Origin of the sequence: Corynebacterium sp. HMSC036E10, from assembly GCF_001836265.1 — a bacterium.
Lineage (GTDB): Bacteria > Actinomycetota > Actinomycetes > Mycobacteriales > Mycobacteriaceae > Corynebacterium > Corynebacterium coyleae.
This window is the reverse complement of record NZ_KV827989.1, coordinates 38624-55889: the sequence shown is the minus strand read 5'-3', so window position 1 is coordinate 55889 and position 17266 is coordinate 38624. Positions and strand designations below refer to the sequence as shown.

The window sequence follows — 17266 nt, the reverse complement described above, 5'->3', positions numbered from 1 at the left end:
GTGCAGTCAACCTGTATCGCACCCAGCGGTTTGCTAATGGTAAGCAACGCGCGTTGGCATCGATGATGTCGCCGACGTGTCCGGTGCCGGATTGCCGGCATGGGGCTGACAACTGCGAAATCCACCACATCCAAGCCTGGCGGTATGGCGGGGAGACCAACCTGGCCAACCTGGTGCCGTTGTGTCGGTTCCATAACGGGCGCAACGATGATGACCCGCGTGAAAACCGCTACGGGCGAATACAGATACGTGATGGGATACCGGTGTGGGTATCGCCGGGAGGGTCGGTCGTCGAGAAGCATCCGCCCGGAGCCATGCAACAACTCTTCACATAACGAAAAAGCCCGCCAAAAAGCGGGCCAATCGTCATGCCTACACACTACTTCGCAGACGGAACCTCCGGCGCGACACCAGTGCGCTCATACTCCGCGAGAATATCGATACGACGCTGATGACGCTCCTCCTCACTCCACGGCTGAGCAACAAACGCATCAACGATCGCGAGCGCCTCCTCCTCCGTATGCATACGGCCACCAATACCAATCAACTGAGCATTATTGTGCTCACGCGCCAACTTCGCCGTCTCAACCGACCACGCCAACGCACAACGAGCACCCTTCACCTTATTCGCAGCAATCTGCTCACCATTGCCCGAACCACCAAGCACAATGCCCAAAGAACCCGGATCAGCGACCACAGCCTCCGCTGCGGCGATGCAAAACGCCGGGTAATCATCCGCAGCGTCATACTCGTGGGCGCCGCAGTCAGTCACCTCATGCCCCTGCGCCTCAAGATGGGCCTTAATCTGATTCTTCCGCTCGAAACCGGCGTGATCTGCTCCAAGGTAAATACGCATAGGGCCTAGCGTACCTGCGGGGCTTCCGTACGGCTGCGCTTGAGCTCAAAGAAATACGGGAAACTTGCCACACCAACCGCATGGTCGAACAACCTCCCAGCATCCTCGCCCTCCGGCACACGCGTGATCACCGGGCCGAAAAACGCACTGTCGCCGAGCTTGACCACGGGGGTGCCGACGTCGTCGCCAACCTCAGCCATTGCCGACGCGTGAAAACCGCGCAAGGCCTCATCAACCTCGTCGGTATTCGCCACATCCGCGTACTCCGCGGGCAAACCAACCTCGGCGAGCGCCTCCGCAATAACACTGTCGTAGGCGCCGAAACCTTTCTTGTGATCCTGGCCGCCAGTGTGGATGATCGTGCCCATCGCCGTGTACAGCGCGTCGATCTTGTCCGGGGCATCCTGCTTCACTTTCGCGAACACACGCGCGGGACCCCAGTTCGCCTTCATCAACTCGGCATAGTCGGCAGGGATGTCACGGCCGTCGTTGAGCACGGAGAGCGACATCGGCACCCACTCGACCTCAACATCGCGGACTTTCTCCACTTCCTTCATCCAACGCGAAGTCAACCAGCAAAACGGGCAGGAAACATCAAACCAAAAAGTCACTTGCTCTTTCATGCCGCCCACAATAGCGCGTGTAGCCTGAGTCACATGAAGACTAATCTCACGCGTGAAGACGCGCAGTTGCGCGCAAAGCTCATTTCCAACGTTCGTTACGACATTCTGGTGGATATCACTGGCAAGGACACGTTCACGACGGTGTCGACAATCCAGTTCGATTCCGAGGCGGGAACGACGCACTTTGACCTGGTGGCGGAGTCGTTCGAGGCGACGCTTGATGGTGAGGCGACTGGCCAGGAGATCACGTTGTCGGCGGGTTCCCATGAGCTGCGGGTGACGTCGACGGAGCCGTACAACCGCACGGGTGAGGGCCTTCATAAGTTCACGGATCCGGTGGATGGCAAGGACTACCTGTACACGCAGTTTGAGCCGGCGATGGCGATGAAGGTGTTTGCCTCGTTTGATCAGCCGGATTTGAAGGCGACGTACAAGGTGGGTGTGAAGGCGCCGGAGCGTTACACGGTGATTCTGAATGAGGCGGTTTCACGCGAGGAAAACGGTGACGGCACCGCGACCTGGACCACGACGATTGATTACCCGCTGTCGACATACCTGGTTGCGATTTGCGCGGGTGAGTTTGAGAAGGTCACCGACACGTACGACGCGGGTGATGGCCGCACGATTGAGCTTGGTCTGTACGCGCGTGCCAGTTTGATTCCGCATATGGATTCGGAGCGACTGTTCCGTCAGACGAAGGACGGCTTCGATTTCTATCACGCGAATTTCGGCCGCAAGTACCCGTTTGGCGACAAGTACGATCAGGTGTTTTGCCCGGAGTACAACATGGGCGCGATGGAGCACGTTGGTTGTGTGACGTACCGCGATGAGTACATTTTCACGTCTGAGCCGACGCCGTATCGTCTGGAGCGTCGCAACGATACGATTCTGCATGAGATGGCGCATATGTGGTTCGGCGATCTTGTCACGATGGAGTGGTGGGACGATCTGTGGCTCAATGAGTCGTTTGCTACTTGGTCGGCGGCGACGGCGCAGGTGGGTATCGGTGAGTATCCGGAGGCGTGGACGACGTTTGCCACGGTGGAGAAGGCGTGGGCGTATTCGCAGGATCAGTTGCCGTCGACGCACCCGATTGCTGCGGATGCGCCGGATATTGAGACGGCGGAGCAGAATTTCGACGGCATTACTTACGCCAAGGGTGCGTCTGTGTTGAAGCAGTTGCAGGCGTATGTGGGTTATGAGGAGTTTTTCGCGGGTGTGCGTAAGCACTTCGATAACCATGCTTACTCCAATGCCACGTTTGATGATCTGCTCGGCGCGCTGGAGGAGGCTTCGGGTCGCGACTTGTCGAACTGGGCTGAGCAGTGGCTGCGTACTACCGGTGTGTCGCGTCTTTACCCGGAGATTTCGGACACGTTTACCGTGGTGCAGGAGTCGCCGGTGTTGCGCGATCACCGTGTTCGCGTGGGGCTTTATTCGCTTATCGACGGCACCGTGCAGCGCACCCACCAAGTCGAACTCGATATCACCGGCGAGCGCACTGAGATTCCTGAATTTTCAGGCGTGAAACACGATCTCGCCCTGGTGAACGACGACGACCTCACGTACTGCCTGATGGGCCTCGATGCGCAGCAGCAGCAGTTTGCCGTGGAGCACTTGGGCCAGATTGAGGATTCGTTGGCGAAGACGTTGGTGTGGTCTTCCCTGTGGGAGTCTGTGCGTGATGGTCGTCTGCCTGCTCGTCAGTATGTGGAGTTGGTGGCGCGCGAGGTTGGCCCGGATATGCAGGAGCGGATCGCCGCTCAGGCTACTGAGGCTGTGAAGCGCTACGTTGATCCGGCGTGGCGGCGCACCGGCTTCGATCTGCTGAACGAGGCGTTCCGTGGTCAGGAGCAGAAGGCGGTGTTCGACCGTGCGCTTGCCCGTCTGGAGCCGACTGAGGAGACGGTTGAGTACTTCAAGGATTTGCTGAAGACCTCCGAGAATCAGGAGGTTCGTTGGTTGGCGATCACGAACCTTCTCGCTGCTGGCGCCTTGCCGTTGGAGGCCGTTGACGAGGAGAAGGACGAGACGTCGGAGGGTGCGATTTCGCGGTTGAGGGCGAGGGCGGTCGTCGATAAGCGTTGGGCTTGGGACAAGCTCATTAACGACGACCTGACCAATCTCGAGGCCCGCTACCTCATGGACGGGCTCACCTTCACCGACGCTGGGCTCGAGGGGTTGACCGACGAGTACTTCCGCGCCGCGCCGGCCCTGTGGGACCGTTTGACCAACGAGATGGCGCAGCGCACCCTGGAGGGCATGTACCCGCGTTGGGACGTCACGCAAGAGGCTGTTGAGAAGGCAAACGCCCTGCTGAACAGCGACGTCCCCAATGGCCTGAAGCGTGTTATCGCCGAAGGCCAGGACCGCTCCGCACGCGCTGTGCGCAACCGCGCGGCCGACGCAGCAGCAAATTAAAGCTGCTTGAGGGCTTGTTCGAGGTCGGCGATCAGGTCGGCCTCGTCCTCAATGCCCACGGAAATGCGGACCAACTCCCCCGGCACCTCGAGCGCCGAGCCGGCGACGGACACGTGGGTCATGGTGGCGGGGTGCTCGAGCAGGCTTTCCACGCCGCCGAGGGATTCGGCGAGGCAGAACAGTTTCGTCGACTTGCAGAACTTCTTGGCCTGCTCGGTGGTTTGGAACAGTACGGAGACCATGCCGCCGAAGCGGGTCATCTGCTTTTTCGCCACCTCGTGGCCCGGGTGTGTTTCGAGTCCCGGGTAACACACGCGGGAAACTTGCGGTTGGGCGTCGAGGTATTTGGCCACGGCTTCGGCGTTGTCGCAGTGGCGGTCCATGCGCACGGCGAGGGTTTTCAGGCCGCGGCCGGTGAGGTAGGTGTCGAACGGGGATGGGTTGGCGCCGACCCAGCCGAAGAAGAAGCGGAGTTGTTCGTGGAAGCCGTCGACGCGGTCGTTGCGGCCGCAGACGATGCCGCCGACGACGTCGGAGTGGCCGCCGATGTATTTCGTCGTTGAGTGGAGGACGACGTCGGCGCCGAGTTCGAATGGTTTTTGCAGGTAGGGGGATGCGAAGGTGTTGTCGACGACCAGCGCTGCCTGCTTCTTCACTGCCGCGATTGCTTCGATGTCGACGACGTCCAGCATTGGGTTTGTCGGCGTTTCCACCCAGATGACCTTGGTGTTGTCTTGGACGGCGGCGGCGACCTCTGTGGGGTTGGTCATGTCGACGACGGTGTTTTCCACACCCCAGAGGGTGAAGACTTGTTGGATGAGGCGGTAGGTGCCGCCGTAGGCGTCGTTGGATACGACGACATGGTCGCCGGGTTTGAGCAGGATGCGCAGGACGACGTCGATAGCTGCCATGCCGGATGAGTAGGCGACGGCGAAGTCGGCGTTTTCAAGCGCCGCAACGGCTTTTTCCAGGGCGGTGACGGTGGGGTTTCCCACGCGTGTGTATTCGTAGCCGCCGCGGAGTTCGGCGAGGCCGTCTTGGGCGAAGGTGGTGGAGGCGTAGATGGGGGTGTTGATTGGCCCGTAGAGGCTGTCGGGCTCGTAGCCTGCGTGGATGGCGTTGGTGGTGAATCCGTAGACAGTCATGTGCACAGACACTAGACCAAGCGGTACACCCCTCGGTCATTTTTATGCATCGCGCGTACACTCGTGCGGTGATGGATACTCAAGATGCTTCTGAAAAGGTTGACCAAGCTGTCGAGGGCGTGACGTCGTGGTGGAACAATCCGCAAACGCATGAATTGTTCATTGAGCGCCCGGTGAAGATCGTGCTCATTTTGCTGGTTGCAATTGTGCTGAATTGGCTGGCGAATGGCATTATTCGGCGTGCGACGCGCCAGGGAATTAAACGCTCGAATGTGTTGAAGTATGAGGGGCGTGATGCGCAGCAGATTCGTGCGCAGGAGAAGCGTCGTCAGCAGCGGATGAAGACGCTGGCCAATGTGGGCCGGTCGGTGGCTGCGATTGTGATTTGGGCGTGGGCGGTGCTTGCGGTGCTGGATCAGTTGGGGGTCAATGTTGCGCCGTTGATTGCGTCGGCTGGTGTTGTCGGTGTGGCGATTGGTTTTGGTGCGCAGTCGTTGGTGAAGGATTTCTTCTCCGGTGTAGCGATTTTGATTGAGAATCAGTTCGGGGTGGGTGACACGATTGAGGTCGGCGATGTTGTGGGTGATGTTGAGGAGATGACGCTTCGCATCACCACGCTTCGCGATATCGACGGTGCGCTGTGGTACATCCGTAACGGCGACATCGATCGGGTTGGCAATCACTCGGCCCGCTTCTCTACCGCGCGTGTGCAGGTGCCGGTGTCGTTGATGGTGGATCCGGATGAGGTGTCGCGTTTGATCGAAGAGACCGCTGTTGCGGGCTGCCAGGACAAGGAAGTCGCCGAGCTGGTGATGGGCACTCCGCGGATGTTGGGTCCGAGCGAGGTGACGCCGGATTACATGTCGTTCCGCGTGGAGGTGCAGACGATGCCTGGCATGCAGTGGACGGTTGCGCGGTATTTGAATCAGCGGATTTTGGCGGCGTTGCACCGTGAGGGTGTGGTGTTGACGCCGCGGGAGTCTGTATTGGTGAAACAGCAGGAGGAAAACGTTGGAGATTAGCCCGAAGCAGGAGCAGACGCTTTTCGACGCCGTCGGTGGCGAACCGTTCTTCATCCGCCTTGTCCGCGGGTTTTACGACCAGGTCAAGGAGGATGACCTCATTGGCCCGATGTACCCGGATCAGGATTGGGAGGGCGCGGAGAACCGTCTGCGCTGGTTCCTTGTCCAGTATTGGGGTGGCCCGCGCGAGTATCAGGCGCAGCGTGGCAATCCGATGTTGCGCAAGCGCCACTTCCCTTTCGCGATCGGTGAGCCGGAGGCGGATCGTTGGCTCGAGTTGATGGGCAAGTCGATGGAGCAGTTTGACGACGACGAGCTGCCCGAACCGTACCGCGCCCAGATGTGGAATCACATGCAGCGTGTGGCGTACATGATGATCAACCAGGGCCCGCGGGCCTATTAGTCCCAGCCCGGGCCGCCAGCGAAGCGCGGCCCGTTAGAACAGCAGGCCGAGTCCGGCGTTGCGGTAGACGGATCCGAAGGGGGCGTCTAGGCGGGTCCAGCGCCCGCAGCTGGATACGCGCAGGTGACGCGGGATCTCCGCGGGTGCTTCGAAGCCGGGGATGAGCCCGAGTGCGGTGCAGGCGAAGATCATCCGCATGGGGATCTCCACTGGGTTGTCGCTGTCGGCGTCTGCGGTGAGCACGATCCCGTCCAGCAAGGATTTCGGTGGGCCGGCTGGTCCGGAGAATTGGCGGGCGAGGTTGCGGCCTTCGTCGGCAAGGCGACGCGCCACGCCAACCGGCACCTGCTCACGCGCAACGAATCCGGTGGCGGGTGGCAGCGCCCCAGGCCAGGCGGTATCGCGCGCCGGCCCGACCTCCACCGAGCCGGACTGCAGCGCGGCAAGCAAGTCGCGGGCGCTGACGGTGCCGGTGTTGTGGGAGGTGGTGCCGGTGATTCGTCGAGAAGCAATGGCCTCGAAGGGCGTGGTCACGAACACGTCGAGCGCACCCCCGCCAACCTCCTGGAAGCGTGCGGAGGCCTGTGAATCTAAGCCGACGGCGCGGCCGACCAGAGTGGTCAGGCCGCGCGCGCCAGATTCGATGTCAAGGGTGATCACCTAGTTTTCGGCCGCCTTAGACAGGATGCCGATCTCCTTTTTGGTGATCTCCCGCGGCGAGGTGGTCGTGGTATCCACCGTAACCTGCACACACTCCACCACTGCGCAGGTTTTGCCCTGCGCGTCCTTGATTTCCTGGCGGGTGGTAAACGAGGTATTGCCTACGTTGACCACCTGCGTCTCCACGGTCACTGCGGTGGTGTTGGGCAGGATCGGACGGACGTAGTCCACCTCGAGCCGGCGTACGAACACCACGAACTCGTGGCCTTCGGAATAGAAGAACTTCTCCGCGAACGCCAGGCGCGCCTCCTGCGCCAGCTCGACATAGGCCGAGTTGGTCACGTGACCGTAGCGGTCAAAGTCGCTCCAACGCACCGGAATGGTGTGCACGTGGATTTCTGCCATGGGGTTTGCTCCTAACGGGTGAGCTTGCGGTGGGTGACGCGCGACGGTTTGGCGGCTTCCTCACCGAGGCGTTCGACCTTGTTCTTCTCGTAGTCGCCGAAGTTACCTTCGAACCAGAACCACTTGCCTTCTTCGACGTTGCCTTCCCACGCGAGGATGTGGGTACAGGTGCGGTCGAGGAACCAACGGTCGTGCGAGATGACCACGGCGCAGCCCGGGAAAACCTGCAGCGCGTTTTCCAGGGAGCCCAGGGTTTCGACGTCAAGGTCGTTGGTGGGCTCATCGAGCAGGATCAGGTTACCGCCCTGCTTGAGCGTCAGCGCCAGGTTGAGGCGGTTGCGCTCGCCGCCGGAGAGGACCTTGGATGGCTTCTGCTGATCAGCACCCTTGAAGCCGAAGGCGGACAGGTAGGCGCGCGACGGCATTTCGTTCTGGCCGACGTGGATGTAGTCCAGGCCGTCGGAGACAACTTCCCAGACGGTCTCCTCTGGGTCGATGTTTTCGCGGTTCTGGTCCACGTAGGAGATCTGGACGGTCTCGCCGACGGTCACGTTGCCGGAGTCCGGCTCTTCCAGACCAACGATGGTCTTGAACAGCGTCGACTTACCCACGCCGTTGGGGCCGATGACGCCGACGATGCCGTTGCGCGGCAGGGTGAACGACAGGTCCTTGATCAGGACGCGTCCGTCGAAGCCCTTGTTCAGGTTTTCCACTTCGACGACCTTGCTGCCGAGGCGCGGCGGGGTCGGAATCTGGATTTCTTCGAAGTCGAGCTTGCGGTACTTCTCCGCCTCGGCTGCCATCTCTTCGTAGCGCTCCAGACGTGCCTTGTTCTTGGCTTGGCGTGCCTTCGGCGAGGAACGGACCCACTCAAGTTCCTTCTTCAGGCGCTTCTGCAGCTTCTGGTCCTTCTTGCCGACAACTTCCAGACGCTCGGCCTTCTTCTCCAGGTAGGTGGAGTAGTTGCCTTCGTACGGGTAGAGCTGGCCGCGGTCGACCTCACAGATCCATTCTGCGACGTTGTCCAGGAAGTAGCGGTCGTGGGTAATTGCGAGCACGGCACCCGGGTAGGTCTGCAGGTGGCGCTCCAACCAGAGGACGGATTCGGCGTCGAGGTGGTTGGTGGGCTCGTCGAGAAGCAGGAGGTCCGGCTCGCTCAGCAGCAGTTTCGCCAGTGCGACTCGACGACGCTCACCACCCGACAGGTTGGTCACCGGCGCATCGGACGGCGGGCAGCGCAGAGCCTCCATGGCCTGCTCGATCTTGGAGTCGATCTCCCACGCGTCAGCTGCGTCGAGCTCTTCTTGCAGCTTGCCCATTTCTTCCATGAGCTCGTCGGAGTAGTTGGTCGCCATTTCTTCGGCGATTTCCTCGAAGCGCTGCTTCTTTTCAAACAGCTCGCCGAGGCCTTCTTCGACGTTGCCGCGGACGGTCTTTTCTTCGTTGAGCGGCGGCTCCTGCAGCAGGATGCCAACGGTGGCTCCTGGCTGCAGGAAGGCTTCGCCGTTGTTTGGCTGGTCGATGCCCGCCATGATCTTCAGCAGCGACGATTTACCGGCGCCGTTCGGACCCACAACGCCGATCTTGGCGCCTGGGTAGAAGGCCATGGTGACGTTGTCCAGGATGACTTTTTCGCCAATGGCCCTGCGGACGTTTTTCATCGTGTAGATGAACTCAGCCACTACGTTTCCCCTTTTGTTGGTGAATGCGGACGTTAAATACCGCAATCAGGGTACATCACGTGGCTGAGTACGACGCCCTCCTAGAACGGTGCCTTGGCGGCACTGAGGTCTTCGGCGCTGTAGCGGGCCTCGTCGGTGCCGTCGGGGGCTCCGTCGAGGGCTCCGTCGAGAGCATTGTCTCCCCCATCGGCTTCGGCGGCCACCGGCTCGGCCGGGTCGACCGGGTCGGCAAAGCTGGGTGGTTGGCCGGTGAGCCGCTCGAACACGGCCTCGGCATCCATAACAGGTACCGCGTCGTGTCCGTCGAGGCTGTGTCCGGAGTTGGAGGTGCGCGCCGAGTTGAGCTGGTAGTGGTTCATGTCAAAGGCCACGTTGCGGGCCTTGAGCATGATCTTCGAGCGGGTGACGGCGTTGTTGCCTTCGCCTTCTTGCCAGAAGTCGGTGACCAGCGAGCCGTCGACAATGACGGGGAATCCCTTCTTCAGCGACGCTCCACAGTTGACGGCGAGTTGCCCCCAGCATTCGACGTCGATGAACAGCGGGTCGACGTCTTCCCAGACCTCTTTGCCGTTGTCGTCGGTGACGCGCCTTCTTTTCGACGACGCCAGCCTCATCTTGGTTACCGTCGCCCCACTCGCGAACAACACAAGTTTCGGATCGTCGGTCAGATTGCCAATTAGGCGGATGGTGTTTTGGCTCATGGAAGAGCCCCCCTTTCCATAGTGCGGATGATGGTGTGCGGGGTGTCGTCGTCAAGCAACGCCCTGCACACTTCGAGGTTCGCACGATTTTTAAAGCCGGTAAAGGGGTGGTCCGTTTCTGTGGATAACTTTGAAAACAGATTCCACAATCCGCTGCTAGGAGCGATTTCCGTACTGGGCGAGCATCTCGTTGTAGCGGCGCCATTCTTCGTCATCGGTCTCTTCGGCGCGACGATCCGCCTCTTCCGTCTCGGCACGGTCTTCGCGCAGCCACTGCATGAACAACTCACCGAAGACGATCAGCAGCGGGAAGGAACCGGACGCCCAGGCGATGCCGCCGCCCTCCTTCTGAATCTGCGCCAGGTCAGGGTTCCACGGCAGTTCGAGGTTGTTGTAGAAGTCCTCGCCCATAACCACGCCGAGTTGCATGAGGTAAACACCCATGAACAGGTGGAACGGCATGGATACCCACAACCAGGCCAGGCGCGTTTTCGCGGTGGCGCGGCCCTCAATGTGGTCGGGGCCGATCAGCTCCCAGAAGTAGAAGTATCCGGACACCATGAAGACGGCGTTCATGATGACGTGGCCGGCGTGCTCGGAAATCATCAGCTCGTAGAGCGGGATGAACACATACATGGCGTAGAAAAACACCAGAAACTGAATGGTGGACACCGGCGGGAACGTGACCATGCGCAAGAACTTCGAGCGCTGGAAGCTCTCCACCCACATGCGCGGGTTGAACTCGCCTGCCGGGTACGCCTTGCCGATCAGCGTCAGCGGTGCGCCCAGCACCAGGAACACTGGCACGCCCATGGACAGAATCATGTGGACGGACATGTGCACCGAATACGACGCCGGCATGTGCATGCCCAACCCAGAGCTCAGCGTGACGACGACCGTCACACACCCAAGCAACCACCACACCGTCCGTGACGTCTTCCACCCGTCCACGCGGCGCACCAGGCGCAGGTAGTAGACGGCCAGAAGAATCGCAATGACGCTAAACAGCAGCTCGGGGCGCCACAGAGTGATCCAGTTGGTCCAGGAGATCTGTTCAGAAAGGTTGTACCCCATCTTCACCTGCATGCGGGTGAGGTTCGGGTCGAGCGGCGGCGGGGGCGGCGTGCGGCCAAGGGTGACCGCAAGGCCGGAGACCGCAGCCATGATCAGGACTTCCACCGCTCCGAGGCGGGCAAACGCCTTCGGCTGGCTGTCCAACAGCGGGATGGTGCGCTCGCGGTGGGCGTAACCAATGATGCCGAGCAGCACAATCGCTACCGTCTTCACGATCAGCACGATGCCGTAGCTATACTCCGTCAACTCACTAATACGCACGCGCACCAGCGCGTTAATCACACCGGAAAGCGCCATAGCCAGGATGGAAAACAGGGCGACCATGGAGTAGCGGCGGGTGGCTTCGGTGAGGTGAGGGCCTCGTCGTAAAGCATGCGCCACAAGCGCCATAAGACCGCCAACCCACAGCAACATGGCCACGAGGTGCCAAATGAGCGAGTTGGTGCCAAAGTCGTGGGAGCCGCCCGTCGCCGAGTGGCCGGTCAGACCGATCGGCATGACCACCACAATCGCGCCGATAAAAAGCGCAACCTGCGACCACCAACTCGTCGCAACGTAGCCGCCGACGGCCACCACCGCCGCGAACGCAGCGACGATCAACCACACGCGAGCCTCTTTCACCTGCTCCAAGGCCTGCGTCCAGGCGGCCGCCTCAAACATGACAGTCTTCATCGGCTGGCCCGACACATCCGACAGCACCAGCGGAATCATCAACAACCCAATCAGCACGATGCCCGCACTCGCGTGCGCACCAGTACGCGAAGCGATGTGCCCGTCCACCGTCAACTGCGCACCGTTGAGATCCTCCCCCTGCATGCGCGGCGGGATGAAGAATGACGACAGCATGAACGACCCCACCGCCAACGCCATAAGAATCCACGCCACACCGCGCAGCGCCGGCAAACCGAACGTGGTGGTCACGCCAGGGTCCGGAATACCGAGCGCCGCCAGCGACCCACCAGAGAACGACTGCGCCACCGCACCCGCGACCACCGCCGCCGCAGCGAGCGCGGCAAGATAGAGCGGCCAAGCGGAAACAACAGCAGGCTTTCGGGCAGTCTCAGTCATGCTGCATACCCTACTTTCGCCCGCGATACGGCCATAACTACAATCATTCGCACTGCCCCCATAGCTCAGTGGATTAGAGCATCCGGTTTCTACCCGGCTGGTCGCGGGTTCGAATCCTGCTGGGGGCGCTTTGTGTTTCTGGGGGTTGGGATGAGGGGCGCGCCGCGTACTTGGTGAGAACGCATTGGTGAAGATGCCGATTTTTGGCCGTCTTCACCAATGCGTTCTCACCATGTGCGGGGAAAGAGGCGTGCCGCAAAGCTAAACGACACATGGAACACGGCATACTCCGCTGATTTTCAGCGATATATGCCGTGTTGGATGTGTCGTTTGGCCTCAGCAGACCACACCCCACCCATTTTTGGGATAAGCGTCCCATAGCGTGGTACAGTTTCTTCCATTCTGCGACACAGCAGTTTCACACAATGGAATGAGAGGACGGGCAATGACCACCAGCGTCGAGCATCAACCCCCTGCCCCACAAGCGGCCCCTGCTGCCATCCGGGAGACAACGCCACAGGAGCGAAACCGGGTCCGCCTTGCGTCGACAATTGGCACGACGATTGAGTTTTACGACTTCTACGCCTACGCCACCGCAGCCGTCGCGGTATTTCCGTTCCTCTTCTTCCCCAAGTCGGAGTCGAGCACGGTTGCGCTGCTGTCGTCGTTTGCCACGTTCGGCTTGGCGTTTATTGCCCGTCCGCTGGGTTCAGTACTGTTCGGCCACTTCGGCGACAAGGTTGGGCGTAAGGCGACCCTGGTCGGCGCGCTGCTGACGATGGGCATCGCCACCTTTGTTATCGGCCTGCTGCCCACCTATGCCCAAGCCGGTATCTGGGCGCCGGCGCTGCTGGCACTGATGCGCTTCTGCCAGGGCCTCGGCCTGGGCGGCGAGTGGTCCGGCGCAGCCCTGCTGTCCACAGAAACAGCAGCTAAGGGCCGCCGCGCCTGGGCGGGCATGTGGCCGCAGCTCGGCGCGCCGTTCGGCTTCCTGCTGGCCAACGGCCTGTTCCTCATCCTGGTCACCGTGCTGGGCCACACCACTGGCGACTTCGAGGGCGCGTTCATGCGCTGGGGCTGGCGCATTCCGTTCCTGCTGTCCATCGTGATGGTCATCATCGGCCTGTGGGTTCGCCTGCAGGTTGAGGAGACTCCGGTGTTCCAGCAGGTGGAGCAGAACAACCAGAAGGCCGCTTCCCCACTGGCGGAGGTATTCAAGACCGCTTGGAAGCCGCTGATCCAGGGCACGTTTGTCATGGTCGGTTGCTACACGCTGTTCTACATCGTGACCACTTGGTTCCTCTCCTACGGAATTGGTTCGGCGGAAGAGGGCGTTGGCCTGGGTATTGCGTACCCGACGTTCCTGAAGCTGCAGCTGGTATGCATCTTCGGGTTCATCGCTGGCATCCCGATTGCGGCGCATTGGTCGGATGTCTACGGCCGTCGCCCGGTGCTGGGTCTGACCTCGGTTGCGATCATCGTCTATGGCCTGAGCTTCAAGTGGCTGCTGAATCCGGAGACGTTCACCATGGTTTCCCTGGGCATCTTCTTGTTCATCGGCATGGTGTTGATGGGCTTCATCTTCGGCCCGATGTCTGCGATCTTGCCGGAGTTGTTCCCGTCGAATGTGCGCTACACCGGCTCGGGTATCGCGTACAACGTGTCCTCCATCCTGGGTGCGGCTATCGCCCCCTTCATTGCGACGGCACTGAACGCGAAGTATGGCCCGCAGGCTGTGGGTATCTACCTGGTTATTGTCACCGCGATTTCCCTGTGGGCAATCCTTTCCTCCCCAGAGACTAAGCACCAGGAGATGCACGATATTTAACGCTTGCTTTCCATGCCGGCAAGTGACATACTTGCCGGCATGGAAAGCAATAAGATCTCGAAGGAAGAGGCCCGCGCCGCCCTCGAGCAGATCGACGGGATCGAGCAAGACGCACGTAAACCACCCACACCGCCGTGGGCTTACGCCATCCTCGGCACCAGTTTCGGTGTCACGATCGCCGGCACGATCATCGGCTGGAAGTACTGGTGGGCACTGTTTACGGTCATCATCATCGCCTGCATCGCACTCGCCGTGCGAGATCACAACCGCAACGTACGCCCGAGCATGAAGCAGCCGATCCAGGAAGACCCGAAGACGAACTGGGCCGCCGCTCTCACCCCCGCGTTCATGATGCCGCTGATCTGGTTCGTCCCAGAAGGAAGCGTGGTCGGCGGGGTCATCGCCGGCGTGGTCACAGCGATCGTGGTCACGGCTGTCATGATCTACGAAAGCAGGAACCGATGAGCGCCCCTAAAATCGACCCTGTCATCCACCCCCTGGCGCGGTTGAAGATTTGTGCGGCGTTGTACCACGGCGGTGCCGTCGAGAAGCAAACGTCCCGGCACGAGATGCGCTTTAGCTCGCTGCGGGACCAAATAGACTTGTCGGATTCTGCGCTATCCAAGCAGTTGGACCGGCTCGAGGAGCACGGCTATATCACGCGCTTCCGCGAGTACGGCTCATCCCGGGCGAAGGACACGGTGTGGGTCACACTGACAGCGACGGGCGCGCAGGCCTTCGAGCGACACACGGCAGCGTTGCGAGAGATCGCGGGCGGGTAGATTCGGACGCATGAGTTTTCCAGGACCATCCATCAACTCGTTCGCGTTGATTACTGGCGCGAGCCAAGGCATCGGCGAGGCGATCGCGCGCGACCTGGCCAAAGGTGGCCACAACCTCATCCTTGTTGCCCGGCGCGAGGAGGTATTGCAGAAGCTTGGCGACGAACTCGCGGCCGCCCACGGCGTCACCGTCGAAGTCTTCGCCGCGGATCTGTCTAAGGAACGCGACGTCACCGCACTGCTTAACCACATTGCGAACCGCAAGATTCACATTTGCGTCAATTCTGCCGGCATCGCGTCGTTCGGCCCGTTTATGAAGCAGGACTGGGAGTACGAGACAAACCAGTTCAACCTGAACGCGACGGCAGTGTTCCGCATCACCAAGGCGGTGCTGGATCAGATGGTGCCACGCGGCGAGGGCGCGCTGTGCAACGTCGGATCCGCAGCCGGCAACCTGCCGATCCCGAACAACGCCACCTACGTGTTCACCAAGGCGGGCGTGAACATGTTCACCGAGGCTCTGCATTACGAGCTGAAGGATACGGGCGTGCACGTCACCCTGCTCGCCCCCGGCCCTGTGCGTGAGGCGCACATTCCGGAGGAGGAGCAGTCGATCGTGGATAAGGTCGTGCCCGATTTCCTGTGGACGACCTACGAGTCCTGCTCTGCCGACACCCTGAAGGCGATGCGCCGCAACCGCCGACGCGTCGTTCCGGGGCCGCTATCGAAGGCGATGGATGTCGTGTCTACCTACGCCCCGCGCGGGATTCTGCCGCCGATTATGGGCAAGTTTTACGCCAAGATGGGAGAGGAATAAATGGAGATCGCAGACAAGGACAATCGCATCGTGTGGGTCGACCTGGAGATGACCGGTCTTGACCCGTCACGCCACGTCATCGTGGAGGTGGCAGCGCTTGTCACGGATGCGGAACTCAACATCATCGACGACGGCGTCGACCTCGTCGTCCACGCCACCGACGCCGAACTGGCGGAGATGGATGACTTTGTCACCGAGATGCACTCCTCTAACGGGCTGCTCGACGACATTAAGGCCTCCACGACCAGTATCCGGGATGCGGAGGATGCGGTTCTGGAGCTCGTCGCAAAGCATTGCGATCCTGCTCATCCTGCCCCGCTTGCGGGCAACTCGATTGCTACCGACCGTGCGTTTATCCGTGCGCAGATGCCGCGTCTCGACGACGCCCTGCACTACCGCATGATCGACGTGTCCACCGTGAAGGAACTGTCGCGCCGCTGGTTCCCTAAGGCGTACTACAACCAGCCCGAAAAGGGCATGGCTCACCGCGCCTTGGCGGACATCGTGGAATCCATCCGCGAGTTGGACTACTACCGTCGCGCCGTATTTGTGGACTCCCCCGGCCCGGACACCGACACCGCAACGAAGGCTTCTGCCGCTGCAACCGAGTTCTACCAGCGGTTTTTGTAAACTTCAGATGAACGGCTAAGGTGTAATCCGCTGCAAAACAGCAATGGTGGCTGTAGTTCAGCTGGTAGAGCACCAGGTTGTGATCCTGGGTGTCGCGGGTTCGAGCCCCGTCAGCCACCCCAAAGCTTGCCCCGTAACCTCCACAACAGGTTACGGGGCACATTGCTATTCCACCCCCTCCTTGAATATGTTAGCCTTACCTAACTATTTGGCGTGCGAACTTCCGCCGCCCGAAGCAGCCACGAGTTGTTGAAGGACAGGGACAACGATGACCGAACAAGCCAACAAAGCGGCCGCGAGGCGTAAACCCCGGAAGGCCAATGAGGCAACCGTGACCGGTCGCCGCCAGCTCTCCCCCGATCTGGTTCGCTTAAGCCTGAACACCCCCGCTTTTGTCGGTAAAGATCTGGAGTTTACGGACCACTACCTCAAGCTGTTGTTCGTGCCGGAGGGCGCCGACTACTCCTGGCCATTTAACGTCGAACAGGTCCGTGAACAACAGCCGCGCGACAAGCAACCGGTGACCCGGACCTACACGTTGATCAACCTCGACTCATCGACCGGGGATTTCGATGTTGACTTTGTCACCCACGGCGATGCAGGCCTGGCCGGTCCGTGGGCTCGCGTAGCCGAGGTTGGAGAGAAGATCGGCTTCTTCGGCCCAGGTGGCGCGTGGGGCCCTTCGGTCGACTACGAGCACTTCATCTTCGCCGGCGATGAGTCCGCAGCACCGGCCATCGGCGCGGGCCTAAAGCGCCTCCCCGAGGGCGCAACTGCGACCGCGTACATCGAGATCGAAGCCGAAGACCGCAAGTTTGAGCTCCCAGCCCGCGATGGCGTGGACATCCATTGGGTGATCCGCAACGGCGCGACCCATGGCACGGAGCTATCCCGCGTCGTGCGACAGGCCGGCGTGCCGGACGGAAAGAACACCAGCTGGTTCATCCACGGCGTTGCCGAGATGATCAAGGAAATGCGGCGCTTCCTCTTCGTCGAATCCGAGGTCCCCAAGCAAGACGTGTCCATCTCTGGATACTGGCGCATCGGCATGACAGAGGATCAGTGGCAGGCCTCCAAGCGCGATTTCAACGCCGAGATTGAAGCCGAGGAGGAACGCGCGAAAGCCTAACTGCGCCTGGGGGCACTAAC

The 17266-nt window shown here is 60.8% G+C and carries 18 protein-coding genes and 2 tRNA genes; 12 read left to right on the top strand and 8 right to left on the bottom strand.

All coding sequences use genetic code 11. The features are described 5' to 3' along the window. On the top strand, nt 1-335 hold a 335-nt coding region (locus HMPREF2736_RS12015; protein ID WP_141761628.1), incomplete at its 5' end, for an HNH endonuclease signature motif containing protein. Between the two features lie 44 nt (nt 336-379). Here HMPREF2736_RS12015 and HMPREF2736_RS08625 read toward each other — a convergent pair. Both HMPREF2736_RS08625 and HMPREF2736_RS08620 read right to left on the bottom strand, forming a co-directional pair. Beyond that, on the bottom strand, nt 380-856 hold the full coding sequence (locus HMPREF2736_RS08625) for a ribose-5-phosphate isomerase (protein ID WP_070829393.1): 477 nt from the start codon (nt 854-856) through the stop codon (nt 380-382). A 5-nt stretch (nt 857-861) separates the two neighbouring features. Next, nucleotides 862-1479 carry a mycothiol-dependent nitroreductase Rv2466c family protein gene (locus tag HMPREF2736_RS08620; protein WP_070829460.1) on the bottom strand — a complete coding sequence of 206 codons (618 nt, stop codon included), beginning with the start codon at nt 1477-1479 and terminating at the stop codon, nt 862-864. Nucleotides 1480-1512: 33 nt separating this feature from the next. On the opposite strand from HMPREF2736_RS08620, the gene pepN reads away from it, so the two are divergent. Further along, on the top strand, nt 1513-3900 hold the full coding sequence (gene pepN, locus HMPREF2736_RS08615; RefSeq protein WP_070829392.1) for an aminopeptidase N: 2388 nt from the start codon (nt 1513-1515) through the stop codon (nt 3898-3900). On the opposite strand, the gene HMPREF2736_RS08610 is transcribed toward pepN, so the two are convergent. Continuing rightward, the gene (locus HMPREF2736_RS08610; protein ID WP_070614492.1) at nt 3897-5045 is read right to left on the bottom strand and encodes a cystathionine gamma-synthase; all 1149 of its coding nucleotides are present in this window, start codon (nt 5043-5045) and stop codon (nt 3897-3899) included. The genes pepN and HMPREF2736_RS08610 overlap by 4 nt on opposite strands. A 71-nt stretch (nt 5046-5116) precedes the next feature. Between HMPREF2736_RS08610 and HMPREF2736_RS08605 the strand changes: the two genes are divergently transcribed. Continuing rightward, nucleotides 5117-6067 carry a mechanosensitive ion channel family protein gene (locus HMPREF2736_RS08605; protein ID WP_070829459.1) on the top strand — a complete coding sequence of 317 codons (951 nt, stop codon included), beginning with the start codon at nt 5117-5119 and terminating at the stop codon, nt 6065-6067. Then, the gene (locus HMPREF2736_RS08600; protein WP_083308079.1) at nt 6057-6470 is read left to right on the top strand and encodes a globin; all 414 of its coding nucleotides are present in this window, start codon (nt 6057-6059) and stop codon (nt 6468-6470) included. Before HMPREF2736_RS08605 ends, HMPREF2736_RS08600 begins: the two co-directional genes overlap by 11 nt. A gap of 33 nt (nt 6471-6503) precedes the next feature. Here the strand turns inward: HMPREF2736_RS08600 and HMPREF2736_RS08595 are convergent, their stop codons facing one another. The 5 genes from HMPREF2736_RS08595 to HMPREF2736_RS08575 form a co-directional block, all read right to left on the bottom strand. Then, nucleotides 6504-7130, bottom strand: coding sequence for a DUF8185 domain-containing protein (locus HMPREF2736_RS08595; RefSeq protein ID WP_070820214.1), 627 nt, complete (start codon nt 7128-7130; stop codon nt 6504-6506). Next, nucleotides 7131-7535: an acyl-CoA thioesterase gene (locus HMPREF2736_RS08590; protein ID WP_070829391.1), complete on the bottom strand. Its 405-nt coding sequence runs from the start codon at nt 7533-7535 to the stop codon at nt 7131-7133. A gap of 11 nt (nt 7536-7546) precedes the next feature. Beyond that, the gene (gene ettA, locus HMPREF2736_RS08585) at nt 7547-9217 is read right to left on the bottom strand and encodes an energy-dependent translational throttle protein EttA (RefSeq protein WP_070829390.1); all 1671 of its coding nucleotides are present in this window, start codon (nt 9215-9217) and stop codon (nt 7547-7549) included. A gap of 80 nt (nt 9218-9297) precedes the next feature. After that, nucleotides 9298-9918 carry a single-stranded DNA-binding protein gene (locus HMPREF2736_RS08580; RefSeq protein WP_070829389.1) on the bottom strand — a complete coding sequence of 207 codons (621 nt, stop codon included), beginning with the start codon at nt 9916-9918 and terminating at the stop codon, nt 9298-9300. A 156-nt stretch (nt 9919-10074) separates the two neighbouring features. Then, entirely contained in the window at nt 10075-12060 is a 1986-nt protein-coding gene (locus HMPREF2736_RS08575; RefSeq protein WP_070829388.1) for a bifunctional copper resistance protein CopD/cytochrome c oxidase assembly protein, read from the bottom strand. A gap of 54 nt (nt 12061-12114) precedes the next feature. Between HMPREF2736_RS08575 and HMPREF2736_RS08570 the strand changes: the two genes are divergently transcribed. The 8 genes from HMPREF2736_RS08570 (at nt 12115) to HMPREF2736_RS08535 (ending at nt 17246) form a co-directional block, all read left to right on the top strand. After that, a tRNA-Arg gene (locus HMPREF2736_RS08570) sits at nt 12115-12188 on the top strand. Between the two features lie 317 nt (nt 12189-12505). Continuing rightward, nucleotides 12506-13888 (top strand): MFS transporter, encoded by a 1383-nt coding sequence (locus HMPREF2736_RS08565; RefSeq protein WP_083323036.1) that lies wholly within the window; start codon nt 12506-12508, stop codon nt 13886-13888. A gap of 39 nt (nt 13889-13927) precedes the next feature. Beyond that, a complete protein-coding gene (locus tag HMPREF2736_RS08560) occupies nt 13928-14353 on the top strand; it encodes a threonine/serine exporter family protein (RefSeq protein ID WP_141761622.1) in 426 nt (141 codons plus the stop codon). Continuing rightward, nucleotides 14350-14670 (top strand): transcriptional regulator, encoded by a 321-nt coding sequence (locus HMPREF2736_RS08555; protein ID WP_070829386.1) that lies wholly within the window; start codon nt 14350-14352, stop codon nt 14668-14670. The genes HMPREF2736_RS08560 and HMPREF2736_RS08555 overlap by 4 nt, the downstream gene beginning before the upstream one ends. A 10-nt stretch (nt 14671-14680) precedes the next feature. Continuing rightward, a complete protein-coding gene (gene cmrA / locus HMPREF2736_RS08550) occupies nt 14681-15487 on the top strand; it encodes a mycolate reductase (protein WP_070829385.1) in 807 nt (268 codons plus the stop codon). Then, nucleotides 15488-16117, top strand: a complete 630-nt coding sequence (gene orn / locus HMPREF2736_RS08545) for an oligoribonuclease (RefSeq protein WP_070483541.1) — start codon at nt 15488-15490, stop codon at nt 16115-16117. A 46-nt stretch (nt 16118-16163) separates the two neighbouring features. Beyond that, nucleotides 16164-16239: transfer RNA gene (locus tag HMPREF2736_RS08540), tRNA-His, on the top strand. A gap of 146 nt (nt 16240-16385) precedes the next feature. Beyond that, a complete protein-coding gene (locus HMPREF2736_RS08535) occupies nt 16386-17246 on the top strand; it encodes a siderophore-interacting protein (RefSeq protein ID WP_070483539.1) in 861 nt (286 codons plus the stop codon). The last annotated feature ends 20 nt before the right edge of the window (nt 17247-17266 follow it).

Bases quoted from the DNA above. Each gene is read 5' to 3' on its own strand.
- HMPREF2736_RS08625 (WP_070829393.1), bottom strand. From the start codon at position 856: ATGCGTATTTACCTTGGAGCAGATCACGCCGGTTTCGAGCGGAAGAAT.
- HMPREF2736_RS08620 (WP_070829460.1), bottom strand. From the start codon at position 1,479: ATGAAAGAGCAAGTGACTTTTTGGTTTGATGTTTCCTGCCCGTTTTGC.
- pepN (WP_070829392.1), top strand. From the start codon at position 1,513: ATGAAGACTAATCTCACGCGTGAAGACGCGCAGTTGCGCGCAAAGCTC.
- HMPREF2736_RS08610 (WP_070614492.1), bottom strand. From the start codon at position 5,045: ATGACTGTCTACGGATTCACCACCAACGCCATCCACGCAGGCTACGAG.
- HMPREF2736_RS08605 (WP_070829459.1), top strand. From the start codon at position 5,117: ATGGATACTCAAGATGCTTCTGAAAAGGTTGACCAAGCTGTCGAGGGC.
- HMPREF2736_RS08590 (WP_070829391.1), bottom strand. From the start codon at position 7,535: ATGGCAGAAATCCACGTGCACACCATTCCGGTGCGTTGGAGCGACTTT.
- HMPREF2736_RS08580 (WP_070829389.1), bottom strand. From the start codon at position 9,918: ATGAGCCAAAACACCATCCGCCTAATTGGCAATCTGACCGACGATCCG.
- HMPREF2736_RS08575 (WP_070829388.1), bottom strand. From the start codon at position 12,060: ATGACTGAGACTGCCCGAAAGCCTGCTGTTGTTTCCGCTTGGCCGCTC.
- HMPREF2736_RS08565 (WP_083323036.1), top strand. From the start codon at position 12,506: ATGACCACCAGCGTCGAGCATCAACCCCCTGCCCCACAAGCGGCCCCT.
- HMPREF2736_RS08560 (WP_141761622.1), top strand. From the start codon at position 13,928: ATGGAAAGCAATAAGATCTCGAAGGAAGAGGCCCGCGCCGCCCTCGAG.
- HMPREF2736_RS08555 (WP_070829386.1), top strand. From the start codon at position 14,350: ATGAGCGCCCCTAAAATCGACCCTGTCATCCACCCCCTGGCGCGGTTG.
- cmrA (WP_070829385.1), top strand. From the start codon at position 14,681: ATGAGTTTTCCAGGACCATCCATCAACTCGTTCGCGTTGATTACTGGC.
- orn (WP_070483541.1), top strand. From the start codon at position 15,488: ATGGAGATCGCAGACAAGGACAATCGCATCGTGTGGGTCGACCTGGAG.
- HMPREF2736_RS08535 (WP_070483539.1), top strand. From the start codon at position 16,386: ATGACCGAACAAGCCAACAAAGCGGCCGCGAGGCGTAAACCCCGGAAG.